This window comes from Streptomyces sp. CoH27, from assembly GCF_020181035.1.
Lineage (GTDB): Bacteria > Actinomycetota > Actinomycetes > Streptomycetales > Streptomycetaceae > Streptomyces > Streptomyces camelliae.
Genome location: NZ_JAIQYY010000037.1, coordinates 1 through 21,537 on the forward strand (window position 1 = coordinate 1; position 21,537 = coordinate 21,537).

The following is a 21,537-nucleotide window of genomic DNA, read 5'->3' on the forward strand; positions in this document are numbered from 1 at the left end:
CGCTGGTGTCGGCGCGGTCGGCGGCGAAGAGCTGGACGCGTCCGGCGGGGATGTCCAGGACGACGGTGATCGGGGCGGCGGTGGCGAACTTCTGCATGATGCTCTCCGGTGGTTTCGTTCGTCGTTTCTGACATTGGAAACGCTACGTTGCTTTCCGTGGTCTGACAACGCGTTCGTTGCGAGAGATTGGCATCTATGCAGGTCAAGTCAAGGAAATTGTTGCAACGGCCTCGCTGGTAACGCAACGACAAGCGCTTCGTTTGTTGCAATGGATGAAAAGTGAACGCTATGGCCGCACGAATACGCCGAGGCCCTGCATCAGTCCTCTACTGGCAGTAGAGTGGTGGGTATGGCGGACGAAACGAGCATCAAGGTCAGTGCGGCCACCCGCGACCGGCTGGCCGCGCTGGCGAGCGAGCAGGGCACCACGATCCGGCAGCTCGTCGAAGAGCTCGCCGAGAGCCGGCCGACCGAGGCCGAGTACGCGGAGCGCGTCGAGCAGGCCCGCGCCGAGCTCGCCTCCGTCCTGGGCACCGTGCCCAGCGAGCAGGCCGAGGCGAAGGCCCGCGGCCTGCTTCAGCGGCTCGGCGCCGGCCAGGACCCGGCGGCCGCGTAGTGGGGCAGATCGCGGTCGTCCTGGACCACACCACCGCCACCGCCCTCCACGATCCCAAGGATCCGTACAACGAGGCCGTGGCCGCGTTCTACGTTCAGGCCTCCGGCGGGCTGGGCACCCTGTACGCCCCGGTGCTCTCCCTCACGGCCGGCGACACCGAGCGGCCCGGTCTCCTCGCCTACATCGACGGGCTGCGGTTCGTCACGGTCGAGCCCTTCGACACGGAGGCCGCGGTCACCGCCACCGGGCTGCTGCGCGCCGGGCACTCCTGGGCGGCCGTCCACGCCATCCACGCCGCCCGCCCCTCCGCGGACTTTCCCACCGGCCGCTTCCTGCTCACCCTGACGCCCGAGCTGTACGAAGGAACCGGCGTCCAGGCCGTCCACCCCGACGAGTAGGCCCCAAGCTTGTCGCCCAGGCCGGTTCGGCGAGGACCTGCTGAAGCAGAAGGGCGTTGATGTGCACGAGCGCGGATCGAAGCAGGTGCAGGGCGAGTAGGGGTGGGCGTAGGCCCATTCGTCGAGCAGGGCGGTTGAAGCGTTCGGCCTTGCCGTTGGTCTGGGGGCGGTAGGAGCTGTTCCTCCCATGCCACGGCCGTGCGTCGGCCGGCACGAGCTAACGGCGGCGCATGGGCGGCTTGCCGGCGGCCGGGAGCGGACCGGCCATCTTGAGCGTGCGCAGCACGGGCGCGGTCTCCAGGGCGCGGATCGCCTTCAGGGTGCCCAGGCGTTCGGTGAGGTAGCGGTGCAGCGCCGCCGGGTCGGGGCACAGGGCATGGGCGGTGAGATTGTGGGGGCCGGTGACGGCGGCCACGTAGGCCAGCTCGGGGTGCCGGGCCAGGGTACGGGCGACCTGGTCGAGGTGAGCGGGGGCGACGGCCATCCACAGGAGCGCCTGCGTGGCGACGCCCAGCAGGGCGGAGTCGAGTTCGACGTCGAAGAAGAGCCGGCCGTCGGCCCGCAGCTGCTCCAGCCGGCGCGCGACGGTGGCGGGTGACCAGCCGGTGGCCGCGGCCAGGCTGCTCAGGCTCGCCCGCCCGTCGCGCTGGAGGGCGGCGAGCAGGTCGGAATCGGCATCGGTGAGAGCCGCCCCCCAGAAGCGGCGGTGGCAGAAGCCGCCTCGGCTACGGCGGCGCGCAGGCGGCGCTGCTGCGTGGCGTCGAGGGACTGCTGATGGCCGGACCAGGCGGTGGGCCCACCGAGGTAGGTGTGCAGCACGCAATGTGCGGAGACCGCGGTGATGCCGGCCGTGCGCGGGATGTCGTGCAACAGCAGCGCGTGCCCGGAGGGCCCGTCGGCGGTGGAGGTGTGCACGATCGCGACGATCTCGGTGCCGCCCGAGGCGAGTTTGACCCAGGAGGTGTCGGCGCGGCGGGCCAGCGCGTCGGCAAGGTCCTGCGCGACGCGCGGGCCCGTGGCCAGCCGCAGCAGCCACTGGGTGCGGTCGCTGCGCTCCGGCTCGGCCAGGCCGACCACCCGCAGCGCAGCGCTTGCACACAGCCGCCGGTAGCGGCGGGAGACCGTCTGCGCCGAGACGTCGAGGACGTCGGCGATCGCGCTGAACGGCGCCCGCCCGTCGATGCGCAGGGCGTGGATGAGACCACGGTCGATGTCGTCCAGCATGTGAAAATCATGCACCAGAGACATGCGCATGGAATGATTCGGCAATCCAGCTGCCCGAAGTGGAGGTGTCCCGGCGGCAGGGCGCACTCTCGGGCGCATGTCGTACTCCACCACCCCGCCTCCGCGGCGGCGTTGGGCCGCACTCACCGTGCTGCTGGTCGCCGAGGCCATGAACCTCCTCGACGCCACCATCATGACCGTCGCCGCCCCTGTGATCCGCGCCGGTCTGGGCGGCCCTGCCTCCAGCATCCAGTGGTTCAGCGCCGCGTACACCTTGCCGTTCGCCGTCTTCCTGATCACCGGCGGGCGGCTGGGTGACATCGTCGGCCGGCGGCGGGTGTTCCGCCTCGGCATGGCCGGCTTCGTCCTGGCCTCACTGGGGTGTTCACTCGCACCGTCCACGGCAGCGCTGATCGCCCTGCGGGCGGTGCAGGGCTCGGCGGCAGCACTGATCATCCCGCAGACCATCGGCATGATCCGCGCCATGTTCACCGGCCCGGCATTGGCCCGGGCCATGGGCACCATCGGACCGGTCATGGGGCTCGCCGCGGTCACCGGCCCGATGGTCGGCGGCGCGCTGACCCAAGCGGATGTGCTGGGCTCCTCCTGGCGCGCGGTCTTCCTCGTCAACGTCCCCCTCGGCGCCGCCGTGCTGGCGGCCACGCCGCTGCTGCACGAGGACCGTGCCGCGCTCCGGCCGCGACTGGACCACGCCGGCACGCTGCTGGCGGTCCTGGGCAGCAGCTTGCTGGTCTATCCGCTCATCCAAGGCGGCGCACATGGCTGGCCAGGCTGGTGCTGGGCCATGCTCGCCGCCGGTGGCGCGGTGCTGGCAGGCTTCGCCGCACATCAGCGGCGGCGGGCCCGCAGCGGCCGCAGCCCGCTCATCGAGCCGGGCCTGTTCGCCGACCGCGGCTTCACCGCCGCACTGGTGTCCAGCGTGCTGTTCTTCGCGGTGGTGGGCGGCCTGATGCTGGTGGCCGTGCTGCAGATGCAGCTGGGCCTGCACCGCGACGTCCTCTCGGCCGGCTTCACGCTGCTGCCGTGGTCCGCGACGATGGCGCTGTCGTCCTGGGTCGCCGGCGCCTGGCTCGTACCCCGCTACGGGGCCCGGGTCATGAGCGTCGGCCTGCTGGCCCTGCTCGCCGGAGTCGTATCGGCTGCCGCCGTGTACGCCACCAGCCCGCCCGCCTCCTACCCCTGGCTGCTGCTGCCCGCGCTGGCCGTGGCCGGGATCGGTCAGGGCCTGTACGCCGTGCCGTTCTTCACCACCGCCCTGCACCGAGTCCGCCCACACGAGACGGGCTCCGCCGCCGGCCTGCTCAACGCGGTGCAGCAACTCGGCGGCACTCTCGGCGTCGCCCTGCTCGGCAGCCTCTTCTTCCATGCCGCCGCGCCCGGCGACCCCACCCCGGCCGCTGCCGCGCTCACCGGCGCCCGCAACGCCTTCTGCCTCGCCGCCGCGCTCATCCTCGGCACCGCGGTGACCACGGCCATGATGCTCCCGCGGCGCCCATCGCGCGGCCAAGGCACGAAGAAACGTGCCTTGGCGCACCCGGACGGAGCGTAGGTCAGCTATCCATGGTGACCGCCGTCGGCTGGAGTCAGAACTCCTGGCGAAAAGCCTTATCGGTGGTTTGTGGTTCCTCGTCTCCCGGTCCGGCGGCATAGGCCAGCGGGGGTGCGATGGCCTGGGCATCGGCTCCCTCGCCGACCCATAGCCCGATGAAGAGTGCCGCGGTCGCTTCCAGGAGTCCGGCTCGTTCGAGAGAGCCGCCGGCCACGGGTTCGCAGCCGACATGCCGCACCAACTGGTGTACGAGGGCGAGAGCCGTTTCGTCGTCTCCGCAGACCGGAACGGCCAGTCGGCGCCCGTCGAAGATGGGCGGCGACATACGCCACACGTCCTCGTGGCAGAGATTGAACGCCTTGACCACATGGGTTCCTGGCGCCGCCGCAGCCAGTTGCTGTGCGGCCGAGAGGCCGCTCTGTGTCAGCAGCCGGAAGCCCGGGCCGACCGGATTGCAACAGTCGATCAGCACCTTGCCGTCCATGACCGCTCGTAGTTCCCGCACCACGCTCGTACCCGCGCCGAAGGGCAGCGCGGCCAGCACCACCTGACCGAACTCGGCCGCCGCACGCAGGCTGACAGGCTTCGCACTGCCCCCGAGGCGCGTCGCGAGTCGCTCCGCCTTGTGCATGTCCCGTCCTCCGACGGCCACGTCGTGCCCGGCCCGGACCCAGTGGGTGGCGAGCGCGTCCGCCATGTTGCCCGTGCCCAGTACGCCGATTCTCATCACGCATTTCCTCCCACGACCTGCTTGGACCATTCGCAACGACGCTAGAGGGCCTGTCGGGCACCATTTGGTACGTGACGACCGACGCTTTCCTCGCCGACTGCCGTGCTCGCCTGGCCTTCGACCTCCTGTCCAACACCTGGAACGCCGTGGTGGTCTGGGCCTTGCGCGACGGTCCCAGACGTCCGGTCGAACTACGCGAGCAGATCGGGGGGATCAGCTCCAAGGTCCTCACTGAGACTCTGCGGCGCTTGCAGTCCAACGGACTGGTGGACCGGCGGGCACACCCCGGAGCGCCACCGCGCGTCGACTACCAACTCACCGCGCTGGGCCGGACTTTGTTGGTGCCCATCGACGCAGTCGGAGCGTGGGCCTTCGAGCATGGCGATGAGGTCATGGCAGCCCAGGAAGCCGGATGCACGGCCGCCCAGTGCCCCTCGGAGTGAGCGCAGCCGTCGCCGGCAGATGAGTGCGCAGCCGAGGGTGAGGAAGGCTTCGTGGATGTCGTCGCGGATCTCCCAGCGGATCCGCGGCGGAACCAGTGCGGGTGGGCGAATGCGCGTTCCACGACGCATCGTTGGGTGCCCACGCCGGAGCCGTGCTCGGTGCCGCGGCGGGCGATCAGCGGCTTCACGCCGAGGTCCCGGACCAGGCAACCGCCACCGAGGGTGCCTCGTCACGACCCAGCGCTCACGCACCCGCTGCGCGACCACCCGGCGAGCCCCTGGGCACCTGTGACGCCCGCTAATTCGTTGAGCTCGCACCTGTGATCGTGTTGGCTATCGGCATCGAACTGTCGGTACCGCTGGTGTCCGCTTGGCTGCAGCAGGGAGTTAAACGTGCAGGACATTGTCGTCGACCCCGGTGTCCATAATCGGGCAGCCTGGGACAAGTATGTCCAGGAGGGCAACGAGTGGACGAGGCCGGTGAGTACCGAGGAGGTCGAACGCGCCCGCATGGGCGACTGGTCGATTGTTCTCATCGGGCGTGAGCCGGTCGACCGCTCCTGGCTGCCGACAGACCTGACCGGCAAGGACGTGTTGTGCCTGGCCGCCGGCGGTGGCCAGCAGGGGCCGATCCTCGCCGCCGCAGGGGCGCGGGTCACCGTGTTCGACAACTCGCCCCGTCAGCTCGGCCAGGACCAGATGGTGGCGGCGCGCGACGGACTTGAGCTGCGCACCGTCCTGGGTGACATGCGCGACCTCAGCGCCTTCGGCAACGCAGCATTCGACGTTGTGTTCCACCCGGTCTCGAACGTATTCGTACCCGACGTGGCGCCGGTGTGGCGTGAGTGCTTCCGCATCCTGCGACCGGGCGGAACTCTGCTCGTGGGCTTCCTCAACCCTGATGTGTACTTGTTCGACCATGAGGCCCTCGACGAGCGCGGCGAGCTGGTCGTCGTGCACAAGCTGCCCTACAGCGATGTGACGCAGTACTCCGCCGAGGAACGCGCCACGAAGTTCGGCGCGGATGCCCCTCTTGAATACAGTCACACCCTCACCGAGCAGATCGGCGGGCAACTCGCCGCAGGGTTCGTCCTCACCGGCTTCGCAGAAGCACCGCACCAATCCAACGCATCCGCCCCATACATGTCGAACTATTTTGCGACGCTGGCGGTAAAGCCAGGCCGACCCATCCGCGGCGCCGGCCGGGACGGCCACCACAGACAACCGCCCACGACCAGCCCGAGCACCCGCGACCCCCGACCTAAAGCAGGCTGAGTGCCTGCATCGCATCGCGTTCGATGCGCGAGAGCTCGTGGAGGATGGAGCCGGCCTGCGTGAGGTTCTTCGCGTCGCCGGATTCGCCTGCTGTCGCGATGAGTGCGGCCACCTGGGTCCAGAGGGCGGCGGCCTCGGTATACAGGCTGTGGCCGGTGCGCAGGTGGCTGCTGCCGATCAGCTGGGCGCACTCGGCGAGGAAGTCCCGGTAGAGATTGCGGAACAGGGCACCGCCGGTGCCGGCCCTCTCCATGAGGACGGCGGCCCGTGGCAGGTCCTCCTGCGGATTGTGGCTGCGCTGCAGCCACTTCGGCACGTTCTTGGCGGTCTTCTCGATCCCCCGATGGCCCAGGTTCGCGATGGGCGGGTTCAGGAAGGCGTCGGCGCAGGCCTTGATCGCGGGGATGATCCGGTCCTGTGGTGACGTCAGGTTGCTGGGCGCTGTGATGGTGAAGGAGCGGTGCTTGGCGGTCATGGGGCCGCGCTCGGCTCTGGCCCTGGCCAGGCCGGCGAGGCTGGTCGAGACGGCTCCGCCCTGCGGGTCGGTGTCCACCAGGTAGGCGTCCTGTTCGTCGTAGCCGTACATGGCCACGACGTGCCCGCCGAAGTGCACCTTGGTGCTGAAGTAGTCCAGGTGGTAGCTGTCGAGCTGAAGGCCCACCGGACGACCGGCGTCGATGGGTGCCGCCACGTTCTGCCACGCCTTGCGCGGGGAGGTGGTCTCCCTGACCAGCAGCTCAAGCCCGAGTACGGCGACCAGGTTCCTGGTGAGCTCGAACGGCTTGACCCGGCCTCCCAGGAAGGGAAAAGCCATGCCTTTGCTGTCCCAGTAGATGAAGGACAGCCCGGAGCCGAGCCCGAACAGCATGGGCTCGGACAAGTCGAGTCCCTCATGCCGCAGCAGCACGCCCAGCGCCGTGGTCTCGCAGTGCTGCATACCGCGGGCATCGATGCCTTTCACCATGGTCATGCCGGTCATTCTTCTCCCTCACCTGACGACGACGCCCCGGACAGGCCCTGGGCTCCCGTGCGCCGTATGCCGCGCGGGCGAGGGACCGTACGCGAAGAGCCCTATGTGACACTCCGTAACCGGCCTGGCAGGCTCCCTCGTCAGGGAACGGCGGGTCAGTCGAACATGGTTCAAGCCGGCTGACGAGGGACCGCCGCTGCGGCCGTCGCCTGCTGCCGATCGAGCTTCTCCAGGACGCGGTCGCGGAGCAGCTCGTACTCCTCACGGAGCCTGCGCCATTCGGTCACCGGCGGGCGGGGAATCACGATGCCTCCGGTGACGATCTCCTCGGGTCCGAACTGCTCGCGGGTGAGGTCGATCTCGATGCCCAGGCCCAGGCGGTTCCACCAGTGGTAGTCCACGCGCTCTCCGCCGACGTGGACCTCTCCGCGAATCAACTCGCCTCCCAGCAGGTCATTGAGCACCATGGCGGTCACCCCGCACTGATCCCGGGCCGGATTGTCCTTGGTCCAGCGCGATCGGTATTCAGGCGTGCACGTCTCGGCACTCCAACTGCTGCGAACGGCTCGTTCGATGTCGGTGAGAAGCAACGGTGTCATGCCGGTGATCCTGCCGGCAGGCACTGACAACGGCCGGACTGACAGACACGGCGACTGCAGGGCCGAGGCGCTCTCAGCCTGACCCGATCCGCGGATCTGACAATGAGTCATCGGTCCTCCCACCTGCGGATTCGGGTGAAGGCTTCGCACTGGGGCGGCTCTGCGTGGCTGTTTGACTTCCCCTGGGCGGGCCCGGAGGCCGAGTCCATCTGACACTACGTCAGCTCACTTGAGTGACGGAGGATTGCTGTGGGACAGAGGTCAGCCCCGCGACGCAACAGACTCCTGCCGGCCCTGCTCGGCACCCTGGCGTTGACGGCGGGCGGGGTCGCCCCCGCGGCGGCCGCACACGACCGGGAAGATCCGCAGGTGCTGCTCGTCTGCAACGCCAGCACCGTCAGCTGCCCGAGCAGCTCGGCGCACCAGTACGGAACCATCCAGGCCGCCGCCGACGCCGCACGCACGGGCGACTGGGTGCTCGTCTGGCCCGGCGTCTACCACGAGAAGGCCACCAAGGAGGCGGGCGTGCTGATCACCACGCCCGGCATCCACATCCGCGGGCTGGACCGCAACCGGGTGGTCGTCGACGGCAGCAACGGCACCGCGGCGCAGCCGTGCCCGGCCGACCTGACGTCGCAGGACACCACCGGCCGCAGCGGCATCGAAGTCTCCAAGGCCGACGACGTCTCCATCGAGAACCTCACCGTGTGCAACTACCTGTCCGGCACCGACGGCAGCGGCGGCAACCAGATCTGGTGGAACGGTGGCGACGGCAGCGGGCAGATCGGCCTGCACGGCTACCACGGCGCCTATCTGACCGCGACCTCCGGCTACGGCTCGGCCGACCCGAGCGCGTCGATGGCGCAGTACGGGATCTTCGCGTCCAACGCGACGGGCCCAGCGGACATCGCGCACACCTATGCGTCCAACATGGGCGACTCCGACTACTACGTGGGCGCGTGCCGCAACATCTGCGGGGTGACGCTGACCGACGCGCACGGCCAGAACTCGGCCATCGGCTTCTCCGGCATCAACTCGGGCGGCTACACCATCAGCGACTCCGAGTTCGACAACAACCGCACCGGCATCGTCGTCAACTCGCTCAACAACGACGACGCGCCCCCACCCCAGGACGGCAGCTGCGTGGGCGCACCGCAGCGCTCGTGCACCTTCATCGAGCACAACTACATCCACAAGAACAACAACCCGAACGTCCCGGTGTCCGGGCTGGCAGGCGCCATCGGCGCCGGCATCGAGATCTCGGGCGGTCACGGCGACACGCTCCGCGGCAACCGGATCGAGCAGCAGGGCAGCTGGGGCGTCGTGCTGCACGACTTCCCCGACAGCGAGACCCCGCCGCCGCTGAGCCACTGCCAGGGCGGGGTGCAGCTGACCGGCGTCTGCGTGTTCCTCTCCTACGGGAACGTGGTGGCGGCCAACCAGTTCAGCGGCAACGGCTCCTTCGGCAACCCGACCAACGGGGATCTCGCCAACGAGTCGACGACGGCCCCGCACAACTGCTTCTACGGGAACCGCGGGACCGGCGGTGGCGCGCCGACCAGCGACCCGGCATCGATCCAGAGCCGTGCGGTGGACGGCCCGCCGTGCGGCCAGGGCGCGGGAGTCGGCGACGACCAGCTGCTCGCCGGCGAGCTGGTGTGCGCGGCGGGATTCGGCCCCTGCCCGGTCCCGGACGCGGCCTATCCGCAGCGGACCGGCCTCGAACTGGCGCCATTTACCGCGCAGGCGAGCATGCGGCGTCCGTGCGCGGGTCTGCCGAGGAACGCGTTCTGCCGGTAGCCGTTTCCGGTGTCCGGCTCAGCGGCCCGAGCTGCTGAGCCGGACACCGGGGACGCCGTTGAGGGCGGAGGCGAGGTTGCCAAGCCGGACTCCTCCCAAAGATGGCGATGCCCGTCCACTCAAGCTCGACCAGTTCTCAGCCCTGGCTCTCCACCCACTCCTCGAAGCTGGGCCCCGCCAGCCTCGCATGCGGGCTGGGCAGCAGGCCGCCACCCGCGTAGGTCTCGGCGTCCGGGTCGTTCGCGTCCGGGATGTCGACTCCGATGACCCGGATGCCGCGGCGGGCGCCGAGGAGGGCGGCTGCCTCGGCCAGGATCTCCTTGCGGGGGCCGGCGATTTCCGGGATCGGTGTTCCGGGGGTGGGGCGTGCGGGGGTGTCGGGGGAGAGGGCCAGGTCGGCCAGGGCCTCGGCCACCGTGCGGGCGGACACGGGCCGGCTGGGCCAGGCCGGGATGTGGGCCACGCCGTCCTTTTGCCGGTCCAGGTGCTCGGCGACGTACTCGTGGAACTGCGCGGCGCGCAGGATGCGGGCCGGTAGCGGGCCGGCCAGGCTGAGCTGCTCGTGCACCTGCTTGGCGGCCAGGAAGCCGGCGGTGAACCGGTCGGCGCCGATGACGGAGGCGACGACGATGTGGCTGACGCCCGCTTTCCGGCCGGCCTCGTGCAGAGTACGGGTGGACGCGTGGAAGAACTCCGCCGCGGCCTGCTGGTCGGAGGCGGGCCAGGACGCGGCGTCGATGATGATGTCGACCCCGGCGAGTGCCTCGGCAAGGCCCTCACCGGTGACGATGTCCACTCCGCAGGCCCGTGACATCGGCACGGTTTCGTAGTCCCGTTCCGTGAGGACGTCGACGATGTGGCGTCCCAGTCGTCCGGTTGCTCCCGCCACCGCGAACGTGATGGTCCTACTCATGATCCAGTCCCTCCTGTGCACCCGGAATGCGTTGCCGAGTACTACGACGACGTGGGGCCGCGGACTGTGAGGTGATGTCCGCGCCGCCTGACAGTTCGCGGTGCTGTCTCGTCGGACAGGTGACGGCAGTGCGATGTGAGGAGATGTCGACACCATGAGCACCCGATCCCCGCAGCGAGACGAACGACTGGATCCGAGCCTGGGCGCGGTCATGCGTGAACGGCGTGCGCTGATCAATCTGGCGTACCGGCTGCTGGGTTCGCTGGCCGATGCCGAGGATGTCGTGCAGGAGACGTGCGCCCGCTGGTATGCCATGACGCCGGTTCAGCAGGAGGCCATCGAGTCGCCCGGGGCCTGGCTCGCCAAAGTCGCCGGACGTATCTGCCTGGACCTGCTCGGCTCGGCACGGGCCAGGCGGGAGATGTATGTGGGCCAATGGCTGCCCGAGCCCGTTCCCGACCGTACGCGGTGGGTCAGCTCCCGCACCGGCAGCACCGCCGTGGATCCGGCCGACCGGGTCACCCTCGACGAGTCCGTCACCATGGCCTTCCTCGTCGTACTGGAATCGCTCACCCCGGCCGAACGCGTCGCCTTCGTCCTGCACGACGTCTTCCGCTACCCCTTCAACGACATCGCCGACATCGTCGGCCGCACCCCGGCCGCCTGCCGCCAGCTCGCCTCCTGCGCCCGTCGTCGTATCCGCGACGCACAGACTCCCAGCGGCTCCTGCGCCCAACGTGCCGAGGTGGTCAGTGACTTCCGGCAGGCGTGGGAGGCCCAGGACATCAAGGCCCTGATCGGGCTGCTCGACCCCGATGTCCTGGCCGTCGCCGACGGCGGCGGTATCGTCAACGCCACCCTCGACCCCGTCCACGGCAGCGAACAGGTCGCCCGCACCTTCGTCGGCCTCGCCGGCCTGCCCGGCGTCTCGATCCTGGAGTGCGCTGTCAACGGCCAGCCCGGACTCGTCGTACAGCGCGACGGCATCGCCCTGTCCGTGCTCGCCTTCGCCGTGACCGACGGCCGTATCCGGCGGATCTGGGCCGTCCGCAATCCTCACAAACTCCGGCCGTGGAGCGTATGACCGCAGGCTTCGGTCGCTTCAGTCGCTGTTGTGGTGCGTGCGCGCCGTATGAGCTGCGGCGTCGTTCCGCTCCACAGGCAGCTACCGGCGGTTCCGCGCCGGGTCCATCGTGTTTCGAGCCCGGCTCTTTCGGGGCTGGGCATCGTGACGGGGACACGGGTGGACTCGCCCGCGCAACGGAGCAACCGAAGCGACCGAAGGAGACCTCGTGCGCATTGCGGTGACCGGATCCATCGCCACCGACCATCTGATGGTCTTCCCCGGGCGGTTCACCGAGCAGTTGCTGCCCGACCAGCTCGCCCATCTCTCGCTCTCCTTCCTCGTCGACCGGCTGGAGGTGCGCAGGGGCGGGGTCGCGGCGAACATCGCCTACGGGCTCGGCGGCTTCGGACTGTCTCCCTTGCTGGTCGGAGCAGTCGGCTCCGACTTCGCCGAGTACGAGGTGTGGCTGAAGGACCACGGTGTCGACACCGCGGGGGTGCGGGTCTCCGGCGAGCGGCAGACGGCACGCTTCCTGTGCATCACCGACGATGACGCCAACCAGATCGCCGCGTTCTACGCGGGCGCGATGGCGGAGGCCTGCGACATCGACCTGGGCGCACTGCTCACCGCAACCGCAACCGCAGCCGGATCCGAGCGTCCCGGGCTCGTCCTGGTCTCGCCCGACGATCCAGCGGCGATGCTGCGCCACACCGCCGCATGCCGGGCTCTGGGCATTCCCTTCGCCGCCGATCCCTCGCAGCAGCTGGCCCGCCTGGACGGTGACCAGGTCCGCGACCTGGCGGACGGCGCCGCCTGGCTGTTCACCAACGAGTACGAGGCCGCCCTGCTCAAGGAGCGCACGGGCTGGAGCGACGGTGACGTCCTCGCCGCGGTCGGCGTCTGGGTCACCACCCTGGGCGCACAGGGTGTGCGCATCGAACGCGCCGGATCGGCCCCCCTCGTCGTCCCCGCGGTCCACGACGCCGAGACGCTCGACCCGACCGGGGTCGGCGACGCGTTCCGCGCCGGGTTCCTGGCTGCCGTCAGCCTTGGGGTGCCGCTCGAACCCGCGGCCCGCCTGGGCTGTGCGCTGGCCTCCGTGGCCCTCGGCGCGGTGGGGTCGCAGTGCCACGAGGTCGACCGGGGCGAGCTGTCCGCCGTCGTCGAGCGCGCCTACGGCCCCGGCGCGGCCGAACCCCTCGCCCCCGTCCTGGGCGCGACCAGCACCGGAGGCCGGCCGTGACGACGCTGCGCGAGGTCCTCGACCGTCGGACCCCTTCCTTCTCCTTCGAGTTCTTCCCGCCGAAGACGGACGCCGGGATGCGCAACCTGTGGCACGCGATCCGCCAGGTCGAGCGGCTGGCACCGGACTTCGTGTCGGTCACCTACGGCGCGGGGGGTTCGTCGCGGGACCGTACCGTCGAGGTGACGAAACGGATCGCGACCGAGACGACGCTGCGGCCCGTCGCCCACCTCACCGCGGTCGGGCATTCGGTGGCGGAACTGCGCCACATCATCGGCCAGTACGCCGACGCCGGGGTCCGGGACGTCCTGGTCCTGCGCGGGGATCCGCCGGGCGACCCGAACGCACCGTGGGTCGCCCACCCCGACGGCTTCACCTACGCCCACGAACTGGTCTCTCTGGTAAGGGAGTTGGGCGACTTCAGCATCGGCGTCGCGGCCTTTCCCGAGCGTCATCCGCGGTCCCGTGACTGGGACAGCGACATCCGTCACTTCGTCGCCAAGTGCCGGGCGGGCGCCGACTACGCCATCACGCAGATGTTCTTCCACGTCGAGGACTATCTGCGGCTGCGCGACCGGGTGGCCGCCGCGGGCTGTGACATCCCCATCATCCCGGAGATCATGCCGGCCACCGACGCCCGCCAGATCGGCCGTTTCGCCGAACTCAGCGGGGCTGCCTTCCCCGAGGAGCTCGCGCACCGCCTGGAGGCCGTGCGGGATGATCCCGCGCAGGGGCATCGCATCGGAGTCGAGTACGCCACCGCCATGGCCGAGCGCCTCCTTGCCGAAGGGGCTCCCGGACTGCACTACATCACGCTCAACCGGTCGACCGCGGCGCCCGAGATCCACCGGGCCGTACAGGACTCCTGGAGCGCCCGGCGCGTCCTCGCACCGCACCGCTGACTCCACCGCCCTGCCGGACACGGGAGGAGCACGTCGGGGGCATGACCCGGTCCGGGTCATGCCCCCCGTGGGCCCGGCCGGGCAGCTCAGTCCGCCCGGCCGGCCTCGCGGAGGACGGCGCAGGCCTCGGCCACCGGATCGGCGTGCCCGGCCCCCGCGGGCGGGGCGACCAGGTGCACGCGCTGTACCCGTCCGTCGCCGGCGTCGAGCGCTATGGCCTGCAGGACCGCGCCGTCCCGGCCCCGGAAGACCGAACCGGGCCGGCCGTTCACCTGGCACTCCTCCAGTGTGACGCCCACCCGCAGCAGCGGCGGGACGATCGCGGTCAGCAGCCTGGCGATGTTCCAGGCGCCCGTGACGCATGTGGGCCAGGGCAGCGGAGCACGGCCGCCGTCGCTGACCGCGGCGACAGCGGCGACGATGTGGCGACTCGCCTCCTTCGAGCATCCGAGGGCCGACGCGATCTGCGCGTGGCCGCACCCGAACGCCTCCCGCAGCACGAAGACGGCGCGTTCGAGCGGGGACAGCCGCTCCAGCACCATCAGGGCCGACAGCGACAGTGACTCCTCCAGGTCCGCCGGACGGTCCGGGTCCGTCACCACGCGGGTGAGCAGCGGCCCGACCAGCTCGCCCTGTGTGACACGGGCCGAGTGCAGGGCCCGGGCCGCGATCCGGGTGATGTCGGCCGCCAGATGCCCTTCGACGGACGCGGGCCCCGTCGGCTCCGCCGTCCAGCGCAGCCGGGCCGTCTGTACCGCGTACTGAGCCGCACGCGCGTCGCCCAGGATCCGGTAGGCGATCGCGAACAGCAGGGGCCGTAGCCTCGCGAACTCCTCAGCTCTGGTCACACCGGCTCCTCGGAACTGGCTGCGGGCGGCCGTCACCCGGTTCGCTCACCGAAAGGCGTGCCCGCTGACGGGGGATGAGCAGCGGGCACGCCTCGGAAGGGGGGTTCTCGCGACCCATCCTAGGTAAGGCAGGATCGCCAAGTCCCCTGCGGACAAGGGAAGTTCGAGTTCAGTTGCAGCGCGGTTCCAGAATCGGCGGTGCGGCGCGTGCCCGGGCGAACAGAACTCAACCGGACCTCAAGTCCCTTCGCCAATACTCGGGCCAGTACGGAAAAACTCGTGAACGGCTCGGTGATGGCCTCAGAGACTTAGGGAAGTTGACGCAATGACCAGCACCCGAATCTGCCCCGTGGAAGCCGTCGAGGACGCGTTGCGCCGGTTCTTCGCCGACCGCCGCACGGAGGCCGCGGAGATCGGTGCGGCCTGCGCCGACGCGGTCACCGAGCTGGAGGCCTATGTGCTGCGCGGCGGCAAGCGTGTACGGCCCGCCTTCGCATGGCTCGGCTGGATCGGCGCCGGGGGCGACGCGCAGGACCCCACGGCCGATGCCGTGGTGCGTGTCTGTGCCGCGCTGGAGCTGCTCCACGCCTCGCTCCTCGTCCACGACGACGTCATCGACGCGGCCCCGACCCGCCGTGGCGCCCGCGCCGCCCATGTGATCTTCGCCGACCGGCACCGGGAGCTGTGCTGGACCGGCGACGCGGAACTGTACGGTACGGGCGCCGCGATCCTGATCGGAGACATGGCCCAGGGGTGGGCCGACGACCTGGTCCACACCTCCGGGCTGCCGGTACCGGCGCTGACGCGGGTGTCCCCGGTGTGGTCGGGCCTGCGCACCGAGGTCCTGCACGGACAGATGCTCGACCTGACGGCCGAGGTCTCGGGCGACGAGGACATCGACACACCGCTGCGGGTCAACCAGTACAAGACGGCCTCCTACACGGTGGCGCGCCCGCTGCACATCGGCGGCGCGATCGCCGGCGCGGACGCCGAACTCATCGCCGCCTACCGCACGTTCGGGGACGAGATCGGTGTCGCCTTCCAGCTGCGCGACGACATCCTGGGTGTGTTCGGCTCCTCGGAGGAGACCGGCAAGCCGTCCGGCGGCGACCTGATCCAGGGCAAGCGCACCACCCTGTTCGCGGCGGCGCTGAAGTACGCCGACGAGCAGGACCCGGACGCGGCGAAGTTCCTCCGCACCAAGATCGGCACGCCGCTCACCGACGACGAGCTCACCGCCATGCGCGCCGTCATCACCGAGGTGGGCGCGGTGGGGCATGTCGAACGCGACATCGAGCGCCGTACCGGCAGAGCGCTCGCCGCGCTGCGGGCGAGCAGCGCCACCGACTTCGCGAAGCACCAGCTGACCGCCATGGCGATCAGTGCGACGCAGCGGACGTCGTGACGCGCGCGTGATGCTCAACTCCCGCCACACGCAACCCCGTTGGGGTGACCCAGGTCACCCCAAGGGGGTATTGGTGGGAAGAGTTGGTATGTGTCACCATTTGTGTACGTCTTTCCTGCCCGGAACATGTGTGAGCTCAGTCTGAGCCCATGTGTGGGGCAGTGAGCCGGCGCTCTGTCCGCCGGCCTGTACGGGCAAGCCCTTGTCGCTGCCCCTGCCGCATCAGCCCCCTCGCTCTCACGGGGCTTCGGCCGCTCATCTTTCCTTCACTCTCCGACACCACACAGGGGTCCACTGTGTCCGAACCCGCAGACACCACTGCACGCACCGACGCATTCGCCGACGATGCCGAGGTGCGGAGCCACAACCGCGCCATCGTCGAGCAGTACATGAACACCAGGGGCCAGGACCGGCTGCGCCGGCACGAGCTGTTCACCGAGGACGGTGTCGGCGGTCTGTGGACCACCGACACCGGCTCGCCCGTCGCCACCCACGGCCGGGACCGGCTCGGCGAGCACGCCGTCTGGTCCCTGAAGTGCTTCCCGGACTGGGAGTGGTACAACGTCCGGATTTTCGAGACCGACGACCCCAACCACTTCTGGGTGGAGTGCGACGGCCACGGAAAGATCCTTTTCGGGGACTATCCGGAGGGCTACTACGAGAACCACTTCCTGCACTCGTTCGAGTTCGAGAACGGGAAGATCAAGCGGCAGCGCGAGTTCATGAACCCCTTCCAGCAGCTGCGAGCCCTCGGCATCCCCGTCCCCGAGATCAAGCGCACGGGAATCCCCACCTGACCGGACGGCTGACGGGAACGACAACCTCTGGATCGGAGTACCCATGAAGGACGTCGCGAAGGACGTCATCGACGAGATACGTGTCCGCGAGGCGCTGCAGCAGCCCCAGTGGAGCGATCTTCTCCAACTGAGCCGCGTGGGCGAGGCACTCGCCACCCGCCCCACCCTCGTACAGTCCGACGACGTGGCAACCCTGCGCACCCTGCTCGGCACCGTGGCTGCGGGCGAGGCCCTGGTGGTGCAGTCCGGGGACTGTGCCGAGGATCCGCAGGAGTGCCGGCCCGAGCACGTCGCGCGCAAGGTGGCGGTGCTCGACCTGCTCGCCGGGACGCTCGGCCTGATCACCGGCAAGCCCGTCCTGCGCGCGGGCCGCATCGCGGGGCAGTTCGCCAAGCCCCGGTCCAAGCCCACCGAGGACATCGACGGCGTCGAACTCCCCGTGTTCCGGGGCCACATGGTCAACGGCCCGGAGCCGGACGCCGAGATCCGCCGGGCCGACCCGCTGCGCATCCTCACCGGTTACATGGCCGCCAGCGACGTGATCGACCACCTGGGCTGGCGTGAGCGTGCCGCGGGCCGGGACGTGGCGAGCCCCCAGGTGTGGACGAGCCACGAGGCGCTGCTCCTCGACTACGAGATCCCCATGCTCCGCATCGACGAGCAGGGCCGGCTGTTCCTCGGCTCCACCCACTGGCCGTGGATCGGCGAGCGCACCCGCCAGGCCGACGGCGCCCACGTCGCCATGCTCTCGCAGGTGACCAACCCGGTGGCGTGCAAGGTCGGCCCCTCGATGGAGCCCGAGGAGTTGCTGGCCCTGTGCGAGCGGCTCGACCCCTGGCGCGACCCGGGCAAGCTCACCCTGATCGCGCGGATGGGCGCCGGCAACGTCGCCGACCGGCTGCCGCGCCTGGTCGAGGCGGTGCGCGAGGCCGGTCATCCGGCGATCTGGCTCACCGACCCGGTGCACGGCAACACCGTCACCGCGCCGAGCGGCCACAAGACCCGGCTCGTGGAGACCCTCGCCCTGGAGGTCTCCCGCTTCGTGACCGCCGTACGCGACGCCGGCGGCGTCCCCGGCGGCCTGCACCTGGAGACGACTCCCGACGACGTCACGGAGTGCGCCGCCACCGAGGCCGACCTCGGCTCCGTCGGCGAGCGCTACACCACCTTCTGCGACCCCCGCCTCACGCCGTGGCAGGCCGTGTCCGTGATCTCGTCCTGGGCCGCCTGACCCCCCACGCACCGAGCAGGAACAGGAACCGAAGCCATGACCGGCATACCCCCCATCTCCGCCTACCCGCTGCCCGCCGAGGGCGACCTGCCGCCGGCCGCCGTGCCCTGGAAGGCCGAGCCCGACCGGTCGGTCCTTCTCGTCCACGACATGCAGCGCTACTTCCTCAAGCCGTTCCCCGACCCCCTGCGCCAGGATCTGATCCGCAACGCCGCCGAGCTGCGCGAGCGCTGTGCCGCGCTCGGCGTCCCCGTCGCCTACACCGCCCAGCCCGGCGGCATGACCGACGAACAGCGCGGTCTGCTCAAGGACTTCTGGGGTCCGGGCATGCGGACCTCGCCCGAGGACCGCCAGGTGGTCGACGCCCTCGCGCCGGCCGCACACGACTGGCTGCTCACCAAGTGGCGCTACAGCGCCTTCTTCAGGACCGACCTGCTCCAGCGGATGCGGGCCGCGGGCCGCGACCAGCTCATCCTGTGCGGTGTGTACGCCCACGTCGGTGTGCTGGCCACAGCCGTCGAGGCATTCACGAACGACATCCAGACGTTCTTCGTCGCCGACGCCACGGCCGACTTCTCGCAGGACTACCACCGCTCGGCCCTCACCTACGCCGCGGAGCGCTGCGCCCGCGTCGTCACCGCCAAAGAGGTGTTCGCATGACCTGTGCCGATCTGCTCGACCAGGCGCTGAACGGCCCGGCGCAGCCCTACGCCCTGCTGCACCGGCCTGGTGCGACCGGCCCCGGGGCCGTGGAGGTGCTGACGGGCGAGGTGTCCCTGCCCGCCTCCCTGGCCGACATCCCGCTGCCCGAGGGCCCGGCGGACGGCACCGGCGCGCGCCACGAGGTCCTCGTCGTCATGCCGTACCGGCAGCTGACCGAACGCGGCTTCGCCTGCGCCGACGACGGCACCCCACTGGTGGCGATGACCGTCACCGGCCAGCAGCGGCTGCCCCTTGAGGAGGCGCTGGCCCGCATCCCCGACGTACCGACCCCGCTGGCCGGCGGCGCCTTCGACGTGGACGACGAGGCGTACGAGGAGGTCGTGCGCCGCATCGTCAAGGAGATGATCGGCACCGGGGAGGGCGCGAACTTCGTCATCAAGCGCACCTTCGTCGCCGACATCACGGACTACGGGCCGCGCAGCGCCCCCGCGCTGTTCCGCCGGCTCGTGCAGCGCGAGTCCGGTGCCCACTGGACCTTCCTGATCCACACCGGCACCCGCACGCTCGTCGGTGCCTCGCCCGAGCGGCACATCAGCCTCCAGGGCGGTACGGCGGTCATGAACCCCATCAGCGGCACCTACCGCTACCCGTCGTCCGGCCCCACGCTCTCGGGCGTCCTGGAGTTCCTCGGCGACCGCAAGGAGACCGACGAGCTGTACATGGTCCTCGACGAGGAACTCAAGATGATGGCGCGGATCTGCCCCGGCGGCGGCCGGGTCGTGGGCCCCTACCTCAAGGAGATGGCCCGGGTCGCGCACACCGAGTACTTCATCGAGGGGCACACCGGCCGCGACGTACGCGACATCCTGCGCGAGACCATGTTCGCGCCCACGGTCACCGGCAGCCCGCTGGAGAGCGCCTGCCGGATCATCACGCAGTACGAGCCCGGCGGCCGCGGCTACTACAGCGGGGCGGCGGCGCTGATCGGGCGGGACGAGGCCGGCGAGCGGGTCATGGACTCCGCGATCCTCATCCGCACCGCCGACATCAGCCCCGAGGGCCGTATCGGGATCGGCGTCGGCGCCACCATCGTGCGCCACTCCGACCCGGCGTCCGAGGCCGCGGAGACCCGCGCCAAGGCGGCCGGAGTCGTCGCCGCGCTGGGCGGGGAGGAGAAGGCCCGCTTCGCCGACCACCCCAGCGTGCGCCAGGCCCTGGGGCTGCGCAACGACTCCATCGCCGACTTCTGGCTCACCGACACCGAGGCACGCGCGGCGGCCCGGCCGGAGCTGGCCGGGCGCAGGGTCCTCGTCGTGGACGCCGAGGACACCTTCACCTCCATGCTGGACCAGCAACTGCGCTCCCTGGGCCTTGAGGTCACGGTCCGCCGCTTCGACGAGCCGTACACCTTCGACGGGCACGACCTGATCGTGATGGGGCCGGGGCCGGGCGATCCGCAGGAGGTGGCGCACCCCAAGATGCGCCACCTGCACACGGCGGTGGACACCCTGCTGCGCGAAGGCCGGCCGTTCTTCGCGGTGTGCCTCAGCCACCAGGTCCTCGGCCTGCGCCTCGGCCTGCCGCTGCGCCGCAGGGAGGTGCCCAACCAGGGCGTGCAGAAGCGGATCGACCTGTTCGGCGGCGCCGAACGCGTCGGCTTCTACAACACCTTCGCCCTCGTTGCCGAGCACGACGGGTTCGAGGTGGACGGCGTGGGCCCGGTCCGGGTCAGCCGGGACCCGGCCACCGGGGAGGTGCACGCCCTGAGCGGCCCCCGGTTCGCCTCCCTGCAGTTCCACCCGGAGTCCGTGCTGACCAGGGAAGGGCCGCGCATCGTGGGCACGCGCCTGGCCGCGCTGCTCGCGCCGGCCGGGGCCGCCGCCCGCCGGGCCTGAGGGCCCCAAGCGGCCTCAGGCCGAACTGCCGGGCCGGCGCCCACCCCCGAGCGCCGGCCCGGCACCCGCCGACATCAGACACGTGGGAGACATCAGATGCATACGTACGTCGTCGTCGACGCGTTCGCGCGTGAGCCCCTCACCGGCAATCCGGTGGCGGTGTTCTTCGGGGCCGACGACCTGACCACCGGGCAGATGCAGCGCATCGCGCGGGAGATGAACCTGTCGGAGACCACGTTCGTGCTCACCCCCGAGCAGGGCGGGGACCACCACGTGCGGATCTTCACCCCGGTCAACGAACTGCCCTTCGCGGGACACCCGTTGCTCGGCACGGCCATCGCGCTCGGGCAGCGGACCGACGCCGACGGGCTGCGGATCGAGACCGCCATGGGCGTGATCCCTTTCGAGCTGAAGCGCGCCGACGGCAAGGTGGTCTCGACGAGCATGCGGCAGCCGGTGCCCGTGTGGGAGCCCTTCGACCGCACCGAGGAACTCCTGGAGGCACTCGGCATCAGCGCCTCGACGCTCCCGGTGGAGATCTACCGCAACGGCCCGCGGCACGTCCTCGTCGGCCTGGAGAGCGTCGAGGCGCTGTCGAAGGTGGACCCCGATCACCGCGCCCTGGCCCGCTTCCCCGACATGGCGACCAACTGCTATGCAGGGGAGGGAAGTTCGTGGCGCAACCGCATGTTCTCGCCCGCGTACGGGGTCGTCGAGGACGCCGCCACCGGCTCCGCCGCGGGACCCATCGCCATCCATCTCGCCCGGCACGGCCTGATCGAGTACGGGCAGCGCATCGAGATCACCCAGGGCGTCGAGATCGGCCGCCCCTCTCCCATGGGCGCGCTGGCGCACGGGAAGGGCGACCACGTCGCCTCCGTCGAGGTCGCGGGTCCCGGTGTGGTCACCATCGAAGGAGTGCTCCATGTCTGACCTGACCCAGTCCGTC

The 21,537-nt window shown here is 70.4% G+C and carries 22 protein-coding genes and 1 pseudogene; 15 read left to right on the top strand and 8 right to left on the bottom strand.

Annotation, left to right across the window (positions count from 1 at the left end; all coding sequences use genetic code 11):
- Positions 1 to 349: 349 nt before the first annotated feature.
- Both LE548_RS39260 and LE548_RS39265 read left to right on the top strand, forming a co-directional pair.
- On the top strand, positions 350 to 616 hold the full coding sequence (locus tag LE548_RS39260; RefSeq protein WP_225101833.1) for a hypothetical protein: 267 nt from the start codon (positions 350 to 352) through the stop codon (positions 614 to 616).
- Entirely contained in the window at positions 616 to 1,014 is a 399-nt protein-coding gene (locus LE548_RS39265; protein WP_225101834.1) for a hypothetical protein, read from the top strand. Before LE548_RS39260 ends, LE548_RS39265 begins: the two co-directional genes overlap by 1 nt.
- A gap of 217 nt (positions 1,015 to 1,231) precedes the next feature.
- Here LE548_RS39265 and LE548_RS39270 read toward each other — a convergent pair whose 3' ends face one another.
- Both LE548_RS39270 and LE548_RS39280 read right to left on the bottom strand, forming a co-directional pair.
- Positions 1,232 to 1,498, bottom strand: coding sequence for an Lrp/AsnC ligand binding domain-containing protein (locus LE548_RS39270; RefSeq protein WP_225101884.1), 267 nt, complete (start codon positions 1,496 to 1,498; stop codon positions 1,232 to 1,234).
- A gap of 140 nt (positions 1,499 to 1,638) precedes the next feature.
- A complete protein-coding gene (locus LE548_RS39280; protein ID WP_225101835.1) occupies positions 1,639 to 2,238 on the bottom strand; it encodes an Lrp/AsnC family transcriptional regulator in 600 nt (199 codons plus the stop codon).
- Between the two features lie 97 nt (positions 2,239 to 2,335).
- Here LE548_RS39280 and LE548_RS39285 point away from each other — a divergent pair, with 97 nt between their 5' ends.
- Positions 2,336 to 3,808 (top strand): MFS transporter, encoded by a 1,473-nt coding sequence (locus LE548_RS39285; RefSeq protein WP_225101836.1) that lies wholly within the window; start codon positions 2,336 to 2,338, stop codon positions 3,806 to 3,808.
- Between the two features lie 34 nt (positions 3,809 to 3,842).
- Here the strand turns inward: LE548_RS39285 and LE548_RS39290 are convergent, their stop codons facing one another.
- A complete protein-coding gene (locus LE548_RS39290; RefSeq protein ID WP_225101837.1) occupies positions 3,843 to 4,535 on the bottom strand; it encodes an NADPH-dependent F420 reductase in 693 nt (230 codons plus the stop codon).
- A gap of 74 nt (positions 4,536 to 4,609) precedes the next feature.
- Here LE548_RS39290 and LE548_RS39295 point away from each other — a divergent pair, with 74 nt between their 5' ends.
- Entirely contained in the window at positions 4,610 to 4,981 is a 372-nt protein-coding gene (locus LE548_RS39295) for a helix-turn-helix domain-containing protein (RefSeq protein ID WP_225101838.1), read from the top strand.
- Between the two features lie 15 nt (positions 4,982 to 4,996).
- Here LE548_RS39295 and LE548_RS39300 read toward each other — a convergent pair.
- Positions 4,997 to 5,184 (bottom strand): annotated as a pseudogene (locus LE548_RS39300) (IS5/IS1182 family transposase); the annotation flags it as partial.
- Between the two features lie 190 nt (positions 5,185 to 5,374).
- On the opposite strand from LE548_RS39300, the gene LE548_RS39305 reads away from it, so the two are divergent.
- A complete protein-coding gene (locus LE548_RS39305; RefSeq protein ID WP_225101839.1) occupies positions 5,375 to 6,256 on the top strand; it encodes a class I SAM-dependent methyltransferase in 882 nt (293 codons plus the stop codon).
- Here the strand turns inward: LE548_RS39305 and LE548_RS39310 are convergent.
- Both LE548_RS39310 and LE548_RS39315 read right to left on the bottom strand, forming a co-directional pair.
- Positions 6,243 to 7,226 (bottom strand): BtrH N-terminal domain-containing protein, encoded by a 984-nt coding sequence (locus LE548_RS39310; RefSeq protein ID WP_225101840.1) that lies wholly within the window; start codon positions 7,224 to 7,226, stop codon positions 6,243 to 6,245. The genes LE548_RS39305 and LE548_RS39310 overlap by 14 nt on opposite strands.
- Positions 7,227 to 7,396: 170 nt before the next feature.
- Positions 7,397 to 7,825, bottom strand: coding sequence for a hypothetical protein (locus LE548_RS39315; RefSeq protein WP_225101841.1), 429 nt, complete (start codon positions 7,823 to 7,825; stop codon positions 7,397 to 7,399).
- Positions 7,826 to 8,074: 249 nt separating this feature from the next.
- Here LE548_RS39315 and LE548_RS39320 point away from each other — a divergent pair, with 249 nt between their 5' ends.
- Positions 8,075 to 9,625, top strand: coding sequence for a right-handed parallel beta-helix repeat-containing protein (locus LE548_RS39320; RefSeq protein WP_225101842.1), 1,551 nt, complete (start codon positions 8,075 to 8,077; stop codon positions 9,623 to 9,625).
- Between the two features lie 136 nt (positions 9,626 to 9,761).
- Here the strand turns inward: LE548_RS39320 and LE548_RS39325 are convergent, their stop codons facing one another.
- Positions 9,762 to 10,538 (bottom strand): SDR family oxidoreductase, encoded by a 777-nt coding sequence (locus LE548_RS39325; RefSeq protein ID WP_225101843.1) that lies wholly within the window; start codon positions 10,536 to 10,538, stop codon positions 9,762 to 9,764.
- 154 nt (positions 10,539 to 10,692) lie between these two features.
- Between LE548_RS39325 and sigJ the strand changes: the two genes are divergently transcribed.
- The 3 genes from sigJ to metF all read left to right on the top strand — a co-directional run bounded on the left by sigJ (position 10,693) and on the right by metF (position 13,749).
- Positions 10,693 to 11,622, top strand: coding sequence for an RNA polymerase sigma factor SigJ (gene sigJ, locus LE548_RS39330; protein WP_225101844.1), 930 nt, complete (start codon positions 10,693 to 10,695; stop codon positions 11,620 to 11,622).
- Between the two features lie 208 nt (positions 11,623 to 11,830).
- A complete protein-coding gene (locus tag LE548_RS39335; RefSeq protein WP_225101845.1) occupies positions 11,831 to 12,847 on the top strand; it encodes a carbohydrate kinase family protein in 1,017 nt (338 codons plus the stop codon).
- Positions 12,844 to 13,749, top strand: coding sequence for a methylenetetrahydrofolate reductase [NAD(P)H] (metF, locus tag LE548_RS39340; RefSeq protein WP_225101846.1), 906 nt, complete (start codon positions 12,844 to 12,846; stop codon positions 13,747 to 13,749). Before LE548_RS39335 ends, metF begins: the two co-directional genes overlap by 4 nt.
- A gap of 86 nt (positions 13,750 to 13,835) precedes the next feature.
- Here the strand turns inward: metF and LE548_RS39345 are convergent, their stop codons facing one another.
- Positions 13,836 to 14,597, bottom strand: coding sequence for a sigma factor-like helix-turn-helix DNA-binding protein (locus LE548_RS39345; RefSeq protein ID WP_225101847.1), 762 nt, complete (start codon positions 14,595 to 14,597; stop codon positions 13,836 to 13,838).
- A gap of 325 nt (positions 14,598 to 14,922) precedes the next feature.
- On the opposite strand from LE548_RS39345, the gene LE548_RS39350 reads away from it, so the two are divergent.
- The 6 genes from LE548_RS39350 (at position 14,923) to LE548_RS39375 (ending at position 21,521) form a co-directional block, all read left to right on the top strand.
- Positions 14,923 to 16,002, top strand: coding sequence for a polyprenyl synthetase family protein (locus LE548_RS39350; protein WP_225101848.1), 1,080 nt, complete (start codon positions 14,923 to 14,925; stop codon positions 16,000 to 16,002).
- A gap of 296 nt (positions 16,003 to 16,298) precedes the next feature.
- Positions 16,299 to 16,799 (top strand): PhzA/PhzB family protein, encoded by a 501-nt coding sequence (locus LE548_RS39355; protein ID WP_225101849.1) that lies wholly within the window; start codon positions 16,299 to 16,301, stop codon positions 16,797 to 16,799.
- Positions 16,800 to 16,842: 43 nt separating this feature from the next.
- Positions 16,843 to 18,030 (top strand): 3-deoxy-7-phosphoheptulonate synthase, encoded by a 1,188-nt coding sequence (locus tag LE548_RS39360; RefSeq protein WP_225101850.1) that lies wholly within the window; start codon positions 16,843 to 16,845, stop codon positions 18,028 to 18,030.
- A 36-nt stretch (positions 18,031 to 18,066) separates the two neighbouring features.
- Positions 18,067 to 18,690, top strand: coding sequence for an isochorismatase family protein (locus LE548_RS39365; RefSeq protein WP_225101851.1), 624 nt, complete (start codon positions 18,067 to 18,069; stop codon positions 18,688 to 18,690).
- Positions 18,687 to 20,588 carry a chorismate-binding protein gene (locus tag LE548_RS39370; protein ID WP_225101852.1) on the top strand — a complete coding sequence of 634 codons (1,902 nt, stop codon included), beginning with the start codon at positions 18,687 to 18,689 and terminating at the stop codon, positions 20,586 to 20,588. The genes LE548_RS39365 and LE548_RS39370 overlap by 4 nt, the downstream gene beginning before the upstream one ends.
- A 96-nt stretch (positions 20,589 to 20,684) precedes the next feature.
- Positions 20,685 to 21,521 carry a PhzF family phenazine biosynthesis isomerase gene (locus LE548_RS39375; protein WP_225101853.1) on the top strand — a complete coding sequence of 279 codons (837 nt, stop codon included), beginning with the start codon at positions 20,685 to 20,687 and terminating at the stop codon, positions 21,519 to 21,521.
- Positions 21,522 to 21,537: the final 16 nt, after the last annotated feature.

What these genes read in the sequence shown, in the direction of transcription:
- sigJ (WP_225101844.1), top strand. Translation starts at nt 10,693, where the DNA reads ATGAGCACCCGATCCCCGCAGCGAGACGAACGACTGGATCCGAGCCTG.
- LE548_RS39290 (WP_225101837.1), bottom strand. Translation starts at nt 4,535, where the DNA reads ATGAGAATCGGCGTACTGGGCACGGGCAACATGGCGGACGCGCTCGCC.
- LE548_RS39285 (WP_225101836.1), top strand. Translation starts at nt 2,336, where the DNA reads ATGTCGTACTCCACCACCCCGCCTCCGCGGCGGCGTTGGGCCGCACTC.
- LE548_RS39315 (WP_225101841.1), bottom strand. Translation starts at nt 7,825, where the DNA reads ATGACACCGTTGCTTCTCACCGACATCGAACGAGCCGTTCGCAGCAGT.
- LE548_RS39280 (WP_225101835.1), bottom strand. Translation starts at nt 2,238, where the DNA reads ATGCTGGACGACATCGACCGTGGTCTCATCCACGCCCTGCGCATCGAC.
- LE548_RS39260 (WP_225101833.1), top strand. Translation starts at nt 350, where the DNA reads ATGGCGGACGAAACGAGCATCAAGGTCAGTGCGGCCACCCGCGACCGG.
- LE548_RS39270 (WP_225101884.1), bottom strand. Translation starts at nt 1,498, where the DNA reads ATGGCCGTCGCCCCCGCTCACCTCGACCAGGTCGCCCGTACCCTGGCC.
- LE548_RS39375 (WP_225101853.1), top strand. Translation starts at nt 20,685, where the DNA reads ATGCATACGTACGTCGTCGTCGACGCGTTCGCGCGTGAGCCCCTCACC.
- LE548_RS39310 (WP_225101840.1), bottom strand. Translation starts at nt 7,226, where the DNA reads ATGACCATGGTGAAAGGCATCGATGCCCGCGGTATGCAGCACTGCGAG.
- LE548_RS39360 (WP_225101850.1), top strand. Translation starts at nt 16,843, where the DNA reads ATGAAGGACGTCGCGAAGGACGTCATCGACGAGATACGTGTCCGCGAG.
- LE548_RS39325 (WP_225101843.1), bottom strand. Translation starts at nt 10,538, where the DNA reads ATGAGTAGGACCATCACGTTCGCGGTGGCGGGAGCAACCGGACGACTG.
- LE548_RS39365 (WP_225101851.1), top strand. Translation starts at nt 18,067, where the DNA reads ATGACCGGCATACCCCCCATCTCCGCCTACCCGCTGCCCGCCGAGGGC.
- LE548_RS39350 (WP_225101848.1), top strand. Translation starts at nt 14,923, where the DNA reads ATGACCAGCACCCGAATCTGCCCCGTGGAAGCCGTCGAGGACGCGTTG.
- LE548_RS39370 (WP_225101852.1), top strand. Translation starts at nt 18,687, where the DNA reads ATGACCTGTGCCGATCTGCTCGACCAGGCGCTGAACGGCCCGGCGCAG.